At 37.7% G+C, this 14,832-nt stretch carries 10 protein-coding genes and 2 pseudogenes; 7 read left to right on the plus strand and 5 right to left on the minus strand.

Annotated elements, in window-relative coordinates:
• Positions 1–78: 78 nt before the first annotated feature.
• From A2003_RS00875 to A2003_RS00900, 6 genes and pseudogenes are all read left to right on the plus strand, one after another.
• A pseudogene (locus A2003_RS00875) lies at positions 79–975 on the plus strand (TolC family protein); the annotation flags it as partial.
• A pseudogene (locus tag A2003_RS00880) lies at positions 972–3,194 on the plus strand (ATP-binding cassette domain-containing protein). The pseudogenes A2003_RS00875 and A2003_RS00880, both read left to right, overlap by 4 nt.
• The gene (locus A2003_RS00885) at positions 3,191–4,378 is read left to right on the plus strand and encodes an HlyD family type I secretion periplasmic adaptor subunit (protein ID WP_004959644.1); all 1,188 of its coding nucleotides are present in this window, start codon (positions 3,191–3,193) and stop codon (positions 4,376–4,378) included. The pseudogene A2003_RS00880 and the gene A2003_RS00885 overlap by 4 nt, the downstream one beginning before the upstream one ends.
• Positions 4,379–4,471: 93 nt before the next feature.
• Positions 4,472–5,074 (plus strand): IMPACT family protein, encoded by a 603-nt coding sequence (locus tag A2003_RS00890; protein ID WP_004953163.1) that lies wholly within the window; start codon positions 4,472–4,474, stop codon positions 5,072–5,074.
• Positions 5,067–5,678 carry an acyltransferase gene (locus A2003_RS00895; protein WP_080630816.1) on the plus strand — a complete coding sequence of 204 codons (612 nt, stop codon included), beginning with the start codon at positions 5,067–5,069 and terminating at the stop codon, positions 5,676–5,678. Before A2003_RS00890 ends, A2003_RS00895 begins: the two co-directional genes overlap by 8 nt.
• Positions 5,679–5,797: 119 nt before the next feature.
• Positions 5,798–6,640, plus strand: a complete 843-nt coding sequence (locus A2003_RS00900) for a universal stress protein (protein ID WP_004913328.1) — start codon at positions 5,798–5,800, stop codon at positions 6,638–6,640.
• 119 nt (positions 6,641–6,759) lie between these two features.
• Here A2003_RS00900 and A2003_RS00905 read toward each other — a convergent pair whose 3' ends face one another.
• The 4 genes from A2003_RS00905 to mutS form a co-directional block, all read right to left on the minus strand.
• Positions 6,760–7,428 (minus strand): O-methyltransferase, encoded by a 669-nt coding sequence (locus A2003_RS00905; protein ID WP_004959635.1) that lies wholly within the window; start codon positions 7,426–7,428, stop codon positions 6,760–6,762.
• A gap of 136 nt (positions 7,429–7,564) precedes the next feature.
• Positions 7,565–8,272, minus strand: coding sequence for a D-Ala-D-Ala carboxypeptidase family metallohydrolase (locus tag A2003_RS00910; RefSeq protein ID WP_286686702.1), 708 nt, complete (start codon positions 8,270–8,272; stop codon positions 7,565–7,567).
• 127 nt (positions 8,273–8,399) lie between these two features.
• On the minus strand, positions 8,400–8,729 hold the full coding sequence (gene fdxA / locus A2003_RS00915) for a ferredoxin FdxA (RefSeq protein ID WP_004639922.1): 330 nt from the start codon (positions 8,727–8,729) through the stop codon (positions 8,400–8,402).
• Positions 8,730–8,995: 266 nt separating this feature from the next.
• Entirely contained in the window at positions 8,996–11,653 is a 2,658-nt protein-coding gene (mutS, locus tag A2003_RS00920) for a DNA mismatch repair protein MutS (protein WP_286686703.1), read from the minus strand.
• 609 nt (positions 11,654–12,262) lie between these two features.
• Here mutS and A2003_RS00925 point away from each other — a divergent pair.
• Positions 12,263–14,347, plus strand: a complete 2,085-nt coding sequence (locus tag A2003_RS00925; RefSeq protein WP_004959629.1) for a TonB-dependent receptor family protein — start codon at positions 12,263–12,265, stop codon at positions 14,345–14,347.
• Positions 14,348–14,451: 104 nt separating this feature from the next.
• Here A2003_RS00925 and A2003_RS00930 read toward each other — a convergent pair.
• A partial coding sequence (locus A2003_RS00930) for an ABC transporter permease (protein WP_502685944.1) occupies positions 14,452–14,832 on the minus strand: 381 nt, incomplete at its 5' end.

Genomic DNA, 14,832 nt, shown 5'->3' on the forward strand with positions numbered 1-14,832 from the left:
CTTCATTGATGACTTTATTCTCGATAAAAATCATCTGCTACCACAGAGAATCTATAAATAATAGTGCGTAAGTCCTATAATATTAAACGTTATAAAAAACTTATTCAAATCGCGAATCAGCAAATAGCAGGTATTAAACGCATACAAGAGATGGCGAATCTAAGGGCTAATGCTGGTATCAGTAGCCAAGCGGACCCGATACAAGCACAGTCTTATTTGCAGTCTGCTCAATCCGCGTTAATCGCTCAACAATCTTTATTGAGCCAAAATCAACAACACTTATACACTTTGCTTGGTTTTGACGTCAGTAAGATTCAGTGGACTATTCCTGAGGATTTGGTGAAACAATCTGATTTATATGCAGAACCTCAATTCAATACAATTCCACAAATGATTGCAGCTCAAGCAGGTATGGCTGTAGCACGTTCACAAAAACAACAAACACAGTTAAGCAGATTTCCTACTTTGTCCGTAAAAGGAGAGTTGACCCAAGCGATCAATGGCAGAAATCCAAATAATGATAAAGAGGGTGGATTTGATAGTGCGATAATGTTGGAGGCAACGAGCCAATTTTATCAAGGTGGAGCAACTTCTTCACAGATTCGAGCAGCAAGTTTTGCAGAGGAAGCTGCTAAAGCTCAAGTAAATGCAGTCTATCTACAAGTTTTGGATCAAATTCGTAATAGTCGAGAACAGATTGAAAACAAACAAAGACAGATGCAAGTCTTAATGAGTCGACAAGCGACTACGGTGAGAACCAAGGAATTGTATCAAGAACAATATAAGTTAGGGACACGTTCACTTGTGGATTTATTGAATGCTGAGCAGGCAATTCATGGTGCAAATTCAGAATTAGAAACAGCACGTTATGATATTTACAGTAACATTGCTCAGTACATCGCAACGACAGGACGTTCACGTCAAGCCTATGGCTTAAATAATATTTCCATTCAGGGGTTTGAAGTTCAGCCATGATGACAAAAATAAACTATCAGCCGTGGTTACAAGCGGTCTTAACAATTGCTAAGCATTATCGAATAGAGCCCTCAGAAGAGCGTGTTCGTTTACAATTAGATTGGAATCAAAATCAAAATTTAGATGAAATTTTATTACTAATGAGCCGACAGGTTGGTTTGAACCTTTGTAAAGTGTCATTTACAGAGGAAATGATCAACCCTTGGCGTTTGCCGATTTTAGTTGAATTTAAAGATGGGCAAGTTGGTGTTGTCGATAAAGCTGACTCAGAAGGCAATGTCAGTGTTCAACTCAGTGGTGATCAAGGCTTATCACAAAAGTTTTCAATAAGTTCACTTAAGCAAGATATAAAAACAGTCTATATCTTACGCCCTGAAAAATCGGTCCCAGACGCTCGTATTGATGAATACATTAAGCCGTATGAAACGAGCTGGTTTTGGTCAATCGTTCTTCAAGATTGGAAGCGATATATAGATATTATGTTTGCCTCGTTAATGGCAAACATTTTGGCATTAGCTACGATTATTTTCTCTATGCAGGTTTATGACCGCGTTGTGCCATCACAATCGATCCCGACGCTTTGGGTGCTTGCGGGTGGGGTGCTAATCGCAGCCATTTTTGAGTTTGTACTTCGTGTTGCTCGTGTTTACCTATCCGATATTATTGGAAAGCGTGCAGATTTAAGAATATCAGACCGTGTTTTTGGTCATGCACTACGAATTAAAAATAGCGAACGTTCTAAATCGACTGGTACTTTTATTTCACAAATTCGTGAGTTAGAAGGTGTTCGTGATTTAGTTAGGCAGAGTAAAACTTGAAGTGCGACATAAACCACCTAATTAATTTAAAGGGTTTATGGAGTATATAAAATTGTCATACCATCATCGACAACAATGGGTGCGATAGCTGATTTACCTTTTTTCTTCCTGTTTCTGATTATCTTTGCGATTATCGGTGGGAATCTCTTTTGGGTAATGTTGCTTGTTGTTCCTTTAATGATTTTGCCTGGTATTTTGGTACAAAAGAAATTAGCTGAGTTAGCTCAAGAAGGCATGCGAGAGTCATCTATTCGAAATGCGATCCTTGTCGAAGCGGTACAAGGTATTGAAGATATTAAGTTATTACGAGCAGAATCTAGATTCCAAAACCAATGGAATCATATGAATGAGGTGTCTGCGGATATTAGTATGCAACAACGTAAGATCGTTGGTGTATTAACTGCTTGGACACAAAAAATTCAAGGTTTAACCTATGCCGCTGTTGTATTAGTTGGATGTTTTGCCGTGATGGAAGGCGAGATGACAACGGGTGCTTTGGTTGCGTGTTCGATCCTTTCCTCACGAATGCTTGCCCCTATTTCACAAATCACAGGGATTTTAGGACGTTTACAGCAAGCTAAGGTTGCGAAGAAAAGTCTTGATGAATTAATGCAGAAACCTGTTGATCAACCTGATCAAGCGCATCTGGTTCATAAAGAAGTGTTAAATGGGGACTATGAACTTAAAAATGTTATGTTCCAATACACAGAAGAAGATTCTCGTCCAATTCTTGCACTTCGTCATTTGAAAATTAAAGCTGGTGAAAAAATTGCGATTTTAGGTCGTAACGGTGCAGGTAAATCAACATTATTACAATTATTGGCTGGTATGCAATCACCATCAAATGGTTCTGTGCATTTGGATGGTCTCGATATTAGCTTAATCGATCCTGCTGATGTGCGCCGTGATATGGCATTGTTGAATCAGAATGCACATTTATTCTACGGAACAATTCGTGAGAATTTGACCTTAGGTGCGCCTTTAGCAAAAGATGATGACATTTTAAAAGCTTTAAAAGTGACAGGTGCTTTAGGCTTTGTGCAAGAGAAAAAAGAGGGCTTAGATCATTTAGTTTTAGAAGGTGGTGTAGGCTTCTCAGGCGGGCAAAAGCAAGCATTGCTGTTAGCACGATTACTGATTCGCCAACCTAACATTTTATTACTCGATGAACCGACTGCCGCGATTGATGATATTGCCGAAAAACAATTAATTGATCATTTAAAAGGCTGGTTAGGACACAGAACATTAGTCGTCGCAACACATAGACGAGCTGTGCTTGAGTTGGTTGATCGTATCATTGTGATGAACGAAGGTAAGGTTGTAATGGATGGACCACGAGATCAAGTTCTAAATCAATCAGCAGGCCAACAAAAACAAATTAAACAAGGGGAAGATTCATGAGCGAACAACAAGCTAACAACCGTTCTATGAATGTATCCTACAAAGAGCCAGCTTTACCACGTTCAAGTCTTGTGATTTGGATTGTATGTATTGGTTTAGCGATTTTTTTGACTTGGGCTTGGTTATTTAATCTAGAAGAAGTTTCTACAGGAACGGGTAAGGTCATCCCTTCATCTAAAGAGCAAACTATTCAATCTTTAGAAGGTGGTATTCTTACGAAGTTAAATGTGCAAGAGGGTGATATTGTTCAAAAAGGAGAAATCCTTGCGCAACTAGATCAAACACGCTTCGCATCTAATGTCGGTGAATCAAAATCACTTTTAACTTCTGCTCAAGCGACTGCTGCGCGATTACGTGCTGAAGTGAATGGAACTCCTTTAGCATTTCCTGCAGAAGTGCTCAAAGAACCTAAATTAGTCAAAGAAGAGACTGCTCTTTATTATTCTAGACGTGAAAATTTAGAACAATCATTAGCTGGTTACCAGCAAGCTTTACAATTAGTTCAACAAGAATTGATGATGACTGAACCACTTGTTGCGAAAGGAGCTGCAAGTGAAGTAGAAGTACTTAGACTCAAGCGTGAAGCTAATGATCTTAGAAATAAGATGAATGACACACGTAATCAATACTATGTAAAAGCCCGAGAAGAGCTATCGAAGGCAAATACTGATATTGAAACGCAACAACAAGTTGTGATGGGACGCAGTGATAGTTTACAACGTGCAATCTTTAAAGCACCTGTGCGTGGTGTGATTAAAGAAATTGATGTAACAACTCTTGGTGGTGTTATTCCGCAAAACGGTAAATTGATGACGATTGTTCCTTTAGAAGACAAACTGTTAATTGAAGCACGTATTTCTCCAAGAGATATTGCTTTCATTCGACCTGGTCAAGAGGCATTAGTGAAAATCACTGCATACGACTATTCGATCTACGGTGGTTTGACTGGAAAAGTAACAGTAATTTCTCCTGATACGATTCGAGATGAAGTTAAACAAGACCAATTTTACTATCGTGTTTATATCCGCACTGACTCTGACAAGTTATTCAATAAAGCAGGTCATGCGTTTGGTATCACACCAGGTATGGTAGCGACAGTTGATATCCGCACTGGTGAAAAAACAGTTATGGATTATCTACTTAAACCATTTAATAAGGCCAAAGAAGCTTTGCGTGAACGATAAGCAAGCTAAACTCAAAAAACCTCGCAATTGCGAGGTTTTTTATTTGAACCTTAAGACGTTATACTTTGTTTTTAAATTTGCATTGATGTTTTTATGCCTTTTACCATTGCTCAAACCGTTACCTTTGAAGAAGAAATTAAAAAAAGTCGCTTTCAGGCGATTGCGAGTGTTGTAGAAAATGAGCAACAAGTAAAAAAGTTTTTAGAAGAGACAAAAGACATCTCGACGACACACCAATGCTGGGCATGGAAAATAGGTCATCATGTACGGTTCAATGATGATGGCGAACCTTCAGGTACAGCAGGTCGCCCGATATTAGCAACGATAGAGGGGAATGACTTAACCAATGTTATTGTATTGGTGAATCGTTGGTATGGCGGAGTAAAACTAGGCACTGGTGGTTTAGTCAGGGCGTATGGTGGGTGTGCAGGTCAGTGTCTGCTACTCGCTGAAAAAATAGAATTAATTGAGAAAAAGAAGATTACTTTTAGTTGTGCATTTAATGAATGGGCTATTATTCAATATGAATTACTACAACAGCAAATAGAGTTTCTAGAAAACTATACTGAAACGGGTGTTAGTATTCAGGCACAAGTGCAAATACACCAGATTGAACCGTTAAAGCTCAAGCTTCAAGATATAACGCGTGGTCGCGAGCAGCTTAAACTTATTGAGGATCAAACAGATGATGCATGATCCACTATTAAAATATCGTGAACAGCATAAACATCGATTGAACTATATGCCATGGTTATATTGGTCTTTAAAACCAAAACATAGAGAATGGGCGGAAGCATGGCAAAAAGAATATCAGAACTATTTAATGGAAATGGAAACAGTTGAAATTGGCAACAATTGTTTTATTTCACCTTTAGCACATATCTTTGCTGAGCGAGGACGTAAAATTACTATCGGCGATAATACTTTTATTGCTGCCGATTGTACTTTACATGGACCGTTAGAAATCGGTTCTGAAGTCGCGATCAACCACCATTGCATTCTTGATGGAGGTCGCGCAGGTATTAAGTTGCATGATCAAGTTAGAATTGCTGCATATAGTCATCTGTATGCTTTTGACCATGGCATGGATTTAGATCGACCCATCTATCAGCAAGCAGTTCGCTCACAAGGCATAGAAGTTGGACGTGATGTTTGGTTAGGAGCTCATGTTGGAATTAAGGATGGGATTAAAGTTGGTGATCATGCGGTTATTGGTATGAATAGTATGATTACTAAAGATGTTGAGCCACATGCAATTATGGCTGGAAACCCTGCAAAATTGATTCGTTATCGGAAATAAGAATTAACTAGAAAACTCTCAAGAGATTCTATACATAAATTTAACCAACCTGCTATCTATCTGTGTTAAGTTAAAAATAAGTAGAAGACCTAAGGTATTGAACCTAAAGAGAGGCGATTATGAACCGCGTTATTGCATGTATCGATTCCTCACCCTGTATCGATGCGGTGGCGGAGGCTGCAGTTTGGGTTGCCAAGCAAACTCAAAGAGAATTAGTCCTTTTACAAATCCTAGATTACTATCCCGCCAGTTACCATTTAGGTGAAATTAGTGGCGTAATCGGTTTTGAAAGTAATGCCATGTTACTTAAAGAATTGGCTGAGTTAGAACAAAAGCAAAGCGAATTAGCCTTGGATTATAGTAATAATTTACTGAAACATATCTCTGAATTAATTGAAAAAAATTACGGTTTGACTAGCACCAAAATTCAAGAAAAAGGTGATTTTCTTGAACAGAGTTTTAATATTCTTAAAGAAAATGATGTGGTAATCATCGGGCGAGTCGGGGAACGCGCTGCTGAAAAAAATAAACCAATTGGAAGTAATGTTGAAAACTTTATTCGTGGGGCGAATTGCACGGTAATTACCGTAGGGGAGCATTTTTCACCACCAAAACGTTTTATTTTTGCTTATGAATACTCTCCAACTTGTCAAAAGATGATGGAGAGAATTGCTCAAAGTGATTTATTGAAAAAACTGCAATGCCATTTACTGTATGTTGGTGATCATCCAGAGATGCTGACTGAACCTGAGAAATATCTTAAAAGTGCTGGTTTAGATGTAATACCAATATATCGTTATGGCGATGTAGCACAAAATATTTTGGAATATCAACGCGAACATGACATTCAGCTGATTGTATTAGGTGCATTTAGTCACAGTAAGATTCATCAGTTTTTCTTGGGTAGTATCACAACCACGATATTTAGAAATGCAAATGTACCGCTGCTTGTTGCTAAGTAGTTCATTTTATTCCATATAGTTATCCGCAATTCCTGTGGATAACTATATGGAAAAGCAACCTTAATATACTTAATCTATTGATATTTATAATTAAAAAATAAAAGTTTATTTTTTAACCTCTATTTGACGATTGCAATTGCAAAGCCGTCATGTCCTTTCGATCCAACAGTTTGTAGAGCAGTACACGATAAAAGTTGAGGATGATTCTGGAGCGCAGTAAAAGCTTGGCGGATACCTTCAATACTTGGCTTTTTATTATTTGAATCTAAGATATCACCAGAGCGAATAACATTGTCTAGCACAATGATAGTGCCTGAGCGTGCCAATTTTAAACTGAGTTCAAAATATTCTGGATAACTTTGTTTGTCTGCATCAATAAAAATGAAATCAAATGGTTCACTATTTTCATTAATTAACTGATTCATGATATCAACGCCACGACCTTTTTTAAGCTCAATTTGGGTCGGCATATTGGCATAATCAATATTTTCTTGGGCAAGGATCACGTGTGTATCCCGTCCTTCCACAGTAAGCAAATATCCATCAGCAGGCAGTGCTTTCGCCAACCAGATTGTACTATAAGCAGCAAATGTACCGAGTTCGAGCACACGCTTGCATTGATTCATTTGAATCAACATTTGTAGAAACATGCCTTGGTTAGGTGCAACAGCTAGATGATTAGAAAAACCCTGCTGGTCAGTGTTATCTAATGCATGTTGAAGTCTCTCGTCTGTGGGAATGAGATGTGAATTAATATATTCATCAATGTCTGTCCACAACTGTTGCATGGTTGTATTTACCTATAAATTTGATAGCTGCATTTTAAACATTTATCTTCGAAGTGCAATTTGAATGCTGAAGGAATCATGAGTGCTGAAAGTAAAAAGAGATCAAAAGACCTCATTTTTACTCGAGTTTTACAATTTAGAAGTTACAAAGAGATGTATTACGAGTCAAATCAGGACCCCAAGTGCGATAACCTTGAGTATCCAAATGAATTTGACCTGAACTATATAATCCAATACCGAGATCTAGGCTTTGACCATGCTGAATCCAAAATTGGCATAACTTGAATTTTGTTTGTTCAATATATGCATAATCTTGGGGTTGAGGGTATTCAGGTCCAATACGAAAATCAATTGCGGAATTAAATAAGTGCTTTGATGAGCTTGCACCACCAGCACACTGATTCAGTGGGAGATCACGATAAACTGAGGTAACTTCGAAATCAGTAAGAATTTTTGCAGCGATTAAATATTTGAATACTCGTAATGTTGAAAGTGAGTTATTCCATAATTCACGATTTGGAACCATGTATTCTGAACGTCCGCACTTTTGCCAGTCTCTTGCTGTTTTCAGCAATTCAAAACTAGGAATAATATGTGCGACATTATTGCGCATTAAGAAATGTTCATATTCGCGTACACGTGCGTAGTTTTCTCCCTGACCTAACCACTGACGATAAGATGCAGGTTCTGTTTTTGTAGGGATTGGACGATTAAAAGTTACTTGTTCTTCAGGAATATATATTCTTTTGTTTGGACTAACTTTCTTTGAAGACGTGGCACAACCAACCATCATCACAGGGATGACAAATAATGAAAACAGACCCTGTAATTTATTTCGCATCATAAAAAAGCAATTCACATTTAGTATAGTGCCTATTTTAATGCAAAATAGGGGGCTAAAAATGGCACAATTGCAAAGAAATGTGTGATTCAGGTATAAAAAAGACCAGTAAAACTGGCCTTTTTGAAAATTACTTTTCTAAATACTGAAGCTTGTTTGGTTTGCCGTTCCATTCCTCACGATCAGCAGGTTGTTCACCGATTTGAGTAATGTTATTGCCAGCCCATTTTTCAGATAATTCAGCATTTAATTCAATAAACACTTCTTGACCTTCAGGTAACTCATCTTCAGAGAAAATTGCATTTGCAGGGCATTCTGGTTCGCAAAGTGCACAGTCGATACATTCGTCAGGATTGATGACTAAGAAGTTAGGACCTTCATAGAAACAATCTACAGGACAAACTTCAACACAATCTTGATATTTACATTTGATACAATTTTCTGTGACAACAAAGGTCATGGCGGCAGCTACCTAAAAAATATGGTTTTCATTTTCAATAGCGTATTTTAGGCAAAAAATGCAGATAGAAACAATTCCTTTTATTGATATTTATTATTCGTATCAATGAAAAGGGCTGATTTATATGAGTTTTGTTGATAATAACTCTCAATAACCTGAATCTATTTGCACTTCATCCTACGATAAAAAGACGTATTTTCAAATTTAATTAGAAATTAAAATTTGCTAGGTTCTAACTTTAATATAGTAGAGAACCTAGCATATAGTTAATTTTCAATAGTATCTGAGCTTTTAGATAAAGCTTTGAGTTGATAAAGGTGTTCCAAAGCTTGGCGTGGGGTAAGGTCATCTAAGTCCAGTTGCTTTAACAGATCTAAAGCAGGTGATTGCATTTTTACTTCAATTACTTTTTCAATAACTTTAGTTTCTATTTCATGTTCAACTGTACTAAACAGATCATTTTGCACAGAGTTTTGCAAATGCTGATGTTGCTGTTTTTCCAGTATTTTCAAACGTTTTTGTGCATCTTTGATCACATTAGCAGGGATACCAGCCAATTTTGCGACTTGTAAACCATGACTTTGACTTGCAGGTCCATGCTGTACTTTATGCAATAGGATTAAATTACCATTTAACTCTTGCGCGGTGACGTGATAGTTGTCAATTCCAGCTTCGCTACCCAATTCTGTTAATTCAAAATAATGTGTTGCAAAAAGACATAAACACTTAATACGTTTAGTTAAATCGAGTACACATGCCCATGCTAGAGATAAGCCATCATATGTACTGGTTCCACGTCCGACTTCATCCATCAATACTAAAGACTGACTTGTTGCATGATGTAGAATTTGTGAAGTTTCAGTCATCTCAACCATGAATGTTGATTTGCCTGTAGAGAGGTCATCAGCTGAGCCGATACGAGTGAATATGCGATCGATAGAACCGAGCTTTGCTGATTTCGCTGGGACAAAACAACCACAATAAGCAAGCAAGCTAATTAAAGCTGTTTGTCTCATAAACGTGGATTTACCGCCCATATTGGGACCAGTAATGATCGCCATACGATGTTGATGATCAAGGAATGTATCATTTGGAGTGAATGGAGCTTTGTTTAAAGACTCAACCACTGGATGTCGACCCGCCTGAATCTTGATACAAGTTTCTGGTGTATATTCAGGTCTTGCCCAATTATTTAATCTTGCCTGATGTGCAAAATTCGCTAAAACATCGATATGAGCAATCGCAGCACTCATCATCTGTAATTGGGCAATATTTTGGCGTAATTCATCCAATAAAGATTCAAACAGTAGTTTTTCACGAGCGAGCGCACGAGATTCGCTCGAAAGCACTTTGTCTTCAAAGCTTTTAAGTTCAGGTGTGATATATCTTTCAGCATTTTTAAGTGTCTGACGACGAATATAATCGGCAGGGGCTTGCTCAGCTTGAGCTCGTGTTAATTCGATATAGTATCCGCTGACACGATTGTAGCCAATTTTCAGCGTATTAATGCCAGTTCGCTGACGCTCTTTGATTTCTAAATCTATTAAAAATTGACCCGCATGATCACGTATTTTGCGTAATTCATCCAATTCATCATCATATCCCTCTGCAATTACATTTCCATCGCGTAAAAGTACAGGAGGGTTTTCAACAATTGCTGCAATAAGATGTTGGTGTAGACTTTTGAAATCACCAAGTTGCTGATCAAGCTCAATTAATAGTTTGGATTTTTGAGTGTTGAGGACAGGCGCTAAAGCATGTCGTAAAAAAGGAATTTGAGCACAGGCTTGGCGAAGTTGAACTAAATCACGTGGTCGAGCACTACCCAAAGCTACTCGACTGAGTACACGCTCAATATCGCCGATTTCTTTCAAAACTAAGCGAACAGGTGATTCGTGATAACCTTTCAATAATTGCTCGATTGCATCCAAACGAGCATCGAGTATTGCTGTATCTCGAATGGGTTGCATGAGTGTGCGACTCAGTAAGCGACCACCCATCGCAGTTTGACAATCATTGATTAATTGGAATAAAGATGTTCCATGCTCAAATAACGGTTCGATGATTTCAAGGTTACGACGTGTAATTGGGTCTAAAGCAATGAAATCTGTACTCTGTTCGATCTGTATAGAACGGATGTGAGGTAGGGCTGTTTTTTGTGTTTCTTTAGCATAATGAATAAGCGCAGCTGCAGCCGCCTTTGCTAGAGGAATTGGATCTAACCCAAAGCCTGATAAGGTGGAAACAGCAAACTGGTCACATAACGTCTTTTGAGCATTATTTTGATTAAAATCTACATTCGGTCTTTTAGTAATTGGACAATCTAGATTTTTCTTAATATGTTCGATGATGTTTTGATCGACTAAATCCTCATCAATCAAAATTTCACTTGGCATCAAGCGAGCAAGTTCTATTGGCAATTGCTCTGGTTTATATGTCTGTTGTTGAACTTTAAAAATACCTGCACTCAAGTCAAGTAATGCAAAACCAATTTGATTTTGTTGTATACACAGAGCAACTAAATTTGAGGATTGATAACTTGATAAAAGCGCATCGTCAGTTAAGGTACCAGGTGTCAAAACTCGGACTACTTTACGTTCGACAGGTCCTTTACCTGTAACTTCACCAACTTGTTCACAAATTGCAACGGTACGACCTGACTTTACTAAACGTGCTAAATATCCTTCAGCGGAATGGTAGGGAACACCTGCCATTGGAATTGGTTCACCATTTGTTTTGCCACGATGGGTTAGCGTGATACCAAGTAATTTTGCAGCTAAATGGGCATCCTCAAAAAAGAGTTCGTAAAAGTCACCCATACGATAGAACAAAAGCGCATGTGGATACTCCATCTTGACTTTGAGGTATTGCTGCATCATCGGCGTGTGAGATGAGAGATCAGCCATAACTGAGTCACTGTTCATGCGTTATAAGTCCTTAAATTGAAAATATATTACTAAATGAAGTTTTACCATTACTGCCTAAAATTGATCGAAATTCAGAAATCTTAACTTTCGATATCAAAATCACTAAATTATAAAATACAGTTTTGGTGTAAACCCTTTTTCGACAGCCATCTTAACAAATTGAGCTTGATTGACAAAAAGGATTCCTAAAATGAATGAGGAAATTAGCAACAAAAGAGTAAGTTAGTTTTTTTATTTTATTTGTTACTCCTAAGCCTTCATTGAGGAAGGTAGGGTTTTATTTAATGATTTAAGTGCTAAGTCTCATGTTTGCACGCAGAATTTACAGAAGAACTAAAAAGGTATCTTAACCCAGTATTAGTCATGTTTGTCGAGTAGATCAGTGTCTTAAATCCTTAATTATTATATATTCGAAAATTATCAGTATTTTTTAATAGATGTAGCACCAGAAGAATTTTGCTTTAGAAACCTGATAGCAACAAAAATACCACTCATATTGAATCATTAACTGATAATTGTTTTTATTTGTATTATAATTGCGAGGTTTTTTAAGGTTATTTTAAGTTTAATCTGAATTTCAATCTGATGATTGATTATAGGGGTCACATGGAAAAGTATTTATTTATTAAAAATCAAATTGTTATGAGTGGTTTGCTGTTTGGTGGTTTTGCACCAATGCTTTATGCTGCTACTGAACAAACTCAACAAGTTGTTGTATTACCTACGATTCAAGTGATTGGCTCACAAGAAGATTCAATTTCAAAAATTCCAGGTGCAGCGGTAATTGTAAGCCAAGAGCAAATTCAACAATTCACTCCAAGCTCTACTGAAGAAATTTTAAAACGCGTATCAGGTGTGTATGTTAAACCTGAAGAGGAGTCTGCAATTGTTGCCAATATTGGTATGCGAGGAATTAGTTCGGCTGATTACAAAACACTTATTTTAGAAGATGGTGTACCTGTAGCGGCTGGCTTATTTGTTGGAAATGGTCGTTATTATAATCCTCGTATTCAACGTATGGATAGCATTGAAGTTCTTAAGGGATCTTCTGCGTTGCGTTATGGACCTATGAATATTGGTGGTGTAGTAAATTATCGTACTAAACAACCTAAAGATGGTGCTCTTGTTGATCTATCAATTGGATCTTGGGATACCTATAAGACAACTGTTGAATTGGGTGGCAGTTCTCCAACGAAAGATAGCAATGTTGGAGCGATTTTAAGTTGGGCGAAAAGTGACGGTTTCATGGATAAAGGCTATGAAATGAAAGATGCCGTTATCAAAGCAGGTACAGCCATCGGTGATAATCAATGGGTTGGTGTTAAATTTACTCATTATGAAAATGATGCCAATATTTCATATCGTGGTCAGTTCTTGGGTGAGTATCATGCCAAGAAACAGAATAATCCTGCTCCTGATGATTGGTTCTTAACAGAGCGAAATTCTTTTGATATCAATCATCGTTGGGATATTAATCCAGACACTGAACTTCAAACATTGCTGTATTGGAGTGAAATGAATCGTGATTACTGGCGCTATGGCGTGAATGCTACAGCTTCACAAGCTGCAGGTCGTTGGATTTATACTGATAATGTAAGTGGCAATAATCGTGCTTTTGAACGTATTGGAGCGGAAACTCGTCTGATCGCCAAAAATACTATTTTTAATATTCCTGGTGAAGCTGAGATTGGCTTGCGCTTGATGAATGAGAAAATGGATGACGTTACGATTAATGCGAAACGTGCTACACCTCGTTCAGGTACGACAGCAAAAGATACCAAAGATTCCGCGAAGAGTGTTGCTTTGTATGCTCAAAACCGTTTCGATATTTCAGATCAATTGTCTGTAACGCCTGGTGTTCGTGTTGAACGCTATGAACAACAACGTGATGATAAACAAAAGAATGAAACAGTTAAAACTTCAAATACTGAAGTAATGCCTGGATTAGGTGTCACCTATCAATTCATTCCAGCTGTTCAGCTTTACGCTAGTGTCTACAAGGCATTCTCACCTGCACTAAATGGTGACTCACTCAGTGGAATGAAAGATCAAAAACTAGAGGCAGAAACTGCGGTAAGTTGGGAGTTGGGTTTAAGAGGTCAGCAAGATGCAGTTCGTTACGAGTTAACTGCTTTCCGTATGGACTTTGACAATCAAATTATTCCAGCTAACAGTAACTCAGATTTCCAATCGACCAATGGTGGTAAAACATACAACCAAGGGCTTGAAGGTGCTGTAAGTTTAGAGTTTGAGAATGGTTTCGATGTGTTTGCTAATCTTACATGGATTGCAAATGCTGAGTTCAAAGGCGATCGTTACAACAAAAATGGTTCACTAAAATCAAAAGATGGTGACCGTGTACCATATACACCTGAATGGGTAGCAAATCTTGGGGTAGGTTATACCTATGCAGGTTTACGTAGTCAGTTGAGTGCAAACTATACAGGTTCTCAGTTTACTGATGAATTAAATACCAAACCGATTGTAGAGAATACTTCAGGATTCTTTACTGGAAAAATCGATGCTTACACGACTGTCGATTTGACAACACGCTATACCTTGAATGATCAAGTTGAGTTTTATGGTGCAGTTAAAAACTTAGAGGACAAGCGCTATATCGCAAGTCTACGTCAAGGGATTTATGTTGGTCCTGAGCGTTCATTTGAAGCTGGTGTTCGTTATCGTTTCTAATCGATGATTCGGTAGACATAGAAAAAAGGGTTGTATTGATTAAATACAACCCTTTCTTATTTGGGGACTATATAGCAGAATTCGCTATATCGCTAAAATCTTATTTATTTGTTTAACACTTTACTCATACGAGCAAGCAGAATGACAGGGATCAAACCCACTAAAACAATTAATAATGCTGCAATTGCTCCATCTTCATATGTTCCTCTTGAGGCTTCAGCATATAACTGAGTTGCGAGGGTTTCCATATTCAAAGGTCGAAGTAACAAGGTGGCCGGCAATTCTTTCATACAATCCACAAAAATAAGTAATGCCGCAGAGATGATTGCAGGGCGGAGTAGTGGAAGATGAACTTCTTTTAATATTAAAAATTGATTTCGGCCTAAATTTTGAGCCGCGTCATCAAATACGCCATGGATACGATTATATCCAGACTCTATTCCACCAATTGCGATTGCAAGAAAGCGTACACTGTAGGCATAAAT

The sequence above is a fragment of the Acinetobacter sp. GWC1_38_13 genome, from assembly GCF_001767535.1.
GTDB classification, from domain to species: domain Bacteria; phylum Pseudomonadota; class Gammaproteobacteria; order Pseudomonadales; family Moraxellaceae; genus Acinetobacter; species Acinetobacter junii.

Bases quoted from the DNA above. Each gene is read 5' to 3' on its own strand.
- A2003_RS00900 (WP_004913328.1), top strand. From the start codon at position 5,798: ATGAACCGCGTTATTGCATGTATCGATTCCTCACCCTGTATCGATGCG.
- fdxA (WP_004639922.1), bottom strand. From the start codon at position 8,729: ATGACCTTTGTTGTCACAGAAAATTGTATCAAATGTAAATATCAAGAT.
- A2003_RS00925 (WP_004959629.1), top strand. From the start codon at position 12,263: ATGGAAAAGTATTTATTTATTAAAAATCAAATTGTTATGAGTGGTTTG.
- A2003_RS00910 (WP_286686702.1), bottom strand. From the start codon at position 8,272: ATGATGCGAAATAAATTACAGGGTCTGTTTTCATTATTTGTCATCCCT.
- A2003_RS00905 (WP_004959635.1), bottom strand. From the start codon at position 7,428: ATGCAACAGTTGTGGACAGACATTGATGAATATATTAATTCACATCTC.
- A2003_RS00895 (WP_080630816.1), top strand. From the start codon at position 5,067: ATGCATGATCCACTATTAAAATATCGTGAACAGCATAAACATCGATTG.
- A2003_RS00890 (WP_004953163.1), top strand. From the start codon at position 4,472: ATGCCTTTTACCATTGCTCAAACCGTTACCTTTGAAGAAGAAATTAAA.
- mutS (WP_286686703.1), bottom strand. From the start codon at position 11,653: ATGAACAGTGACTCAGTTATGGCTGATCTCTCATCTCACACGCCGATG.
- A2003_RS00885 (WP_004959644.1), top strand. From the start codon at position 3,191: ATGAGCGAACAACAAGCTAACAACCGTTCTATGAATGTATCCTACAAA.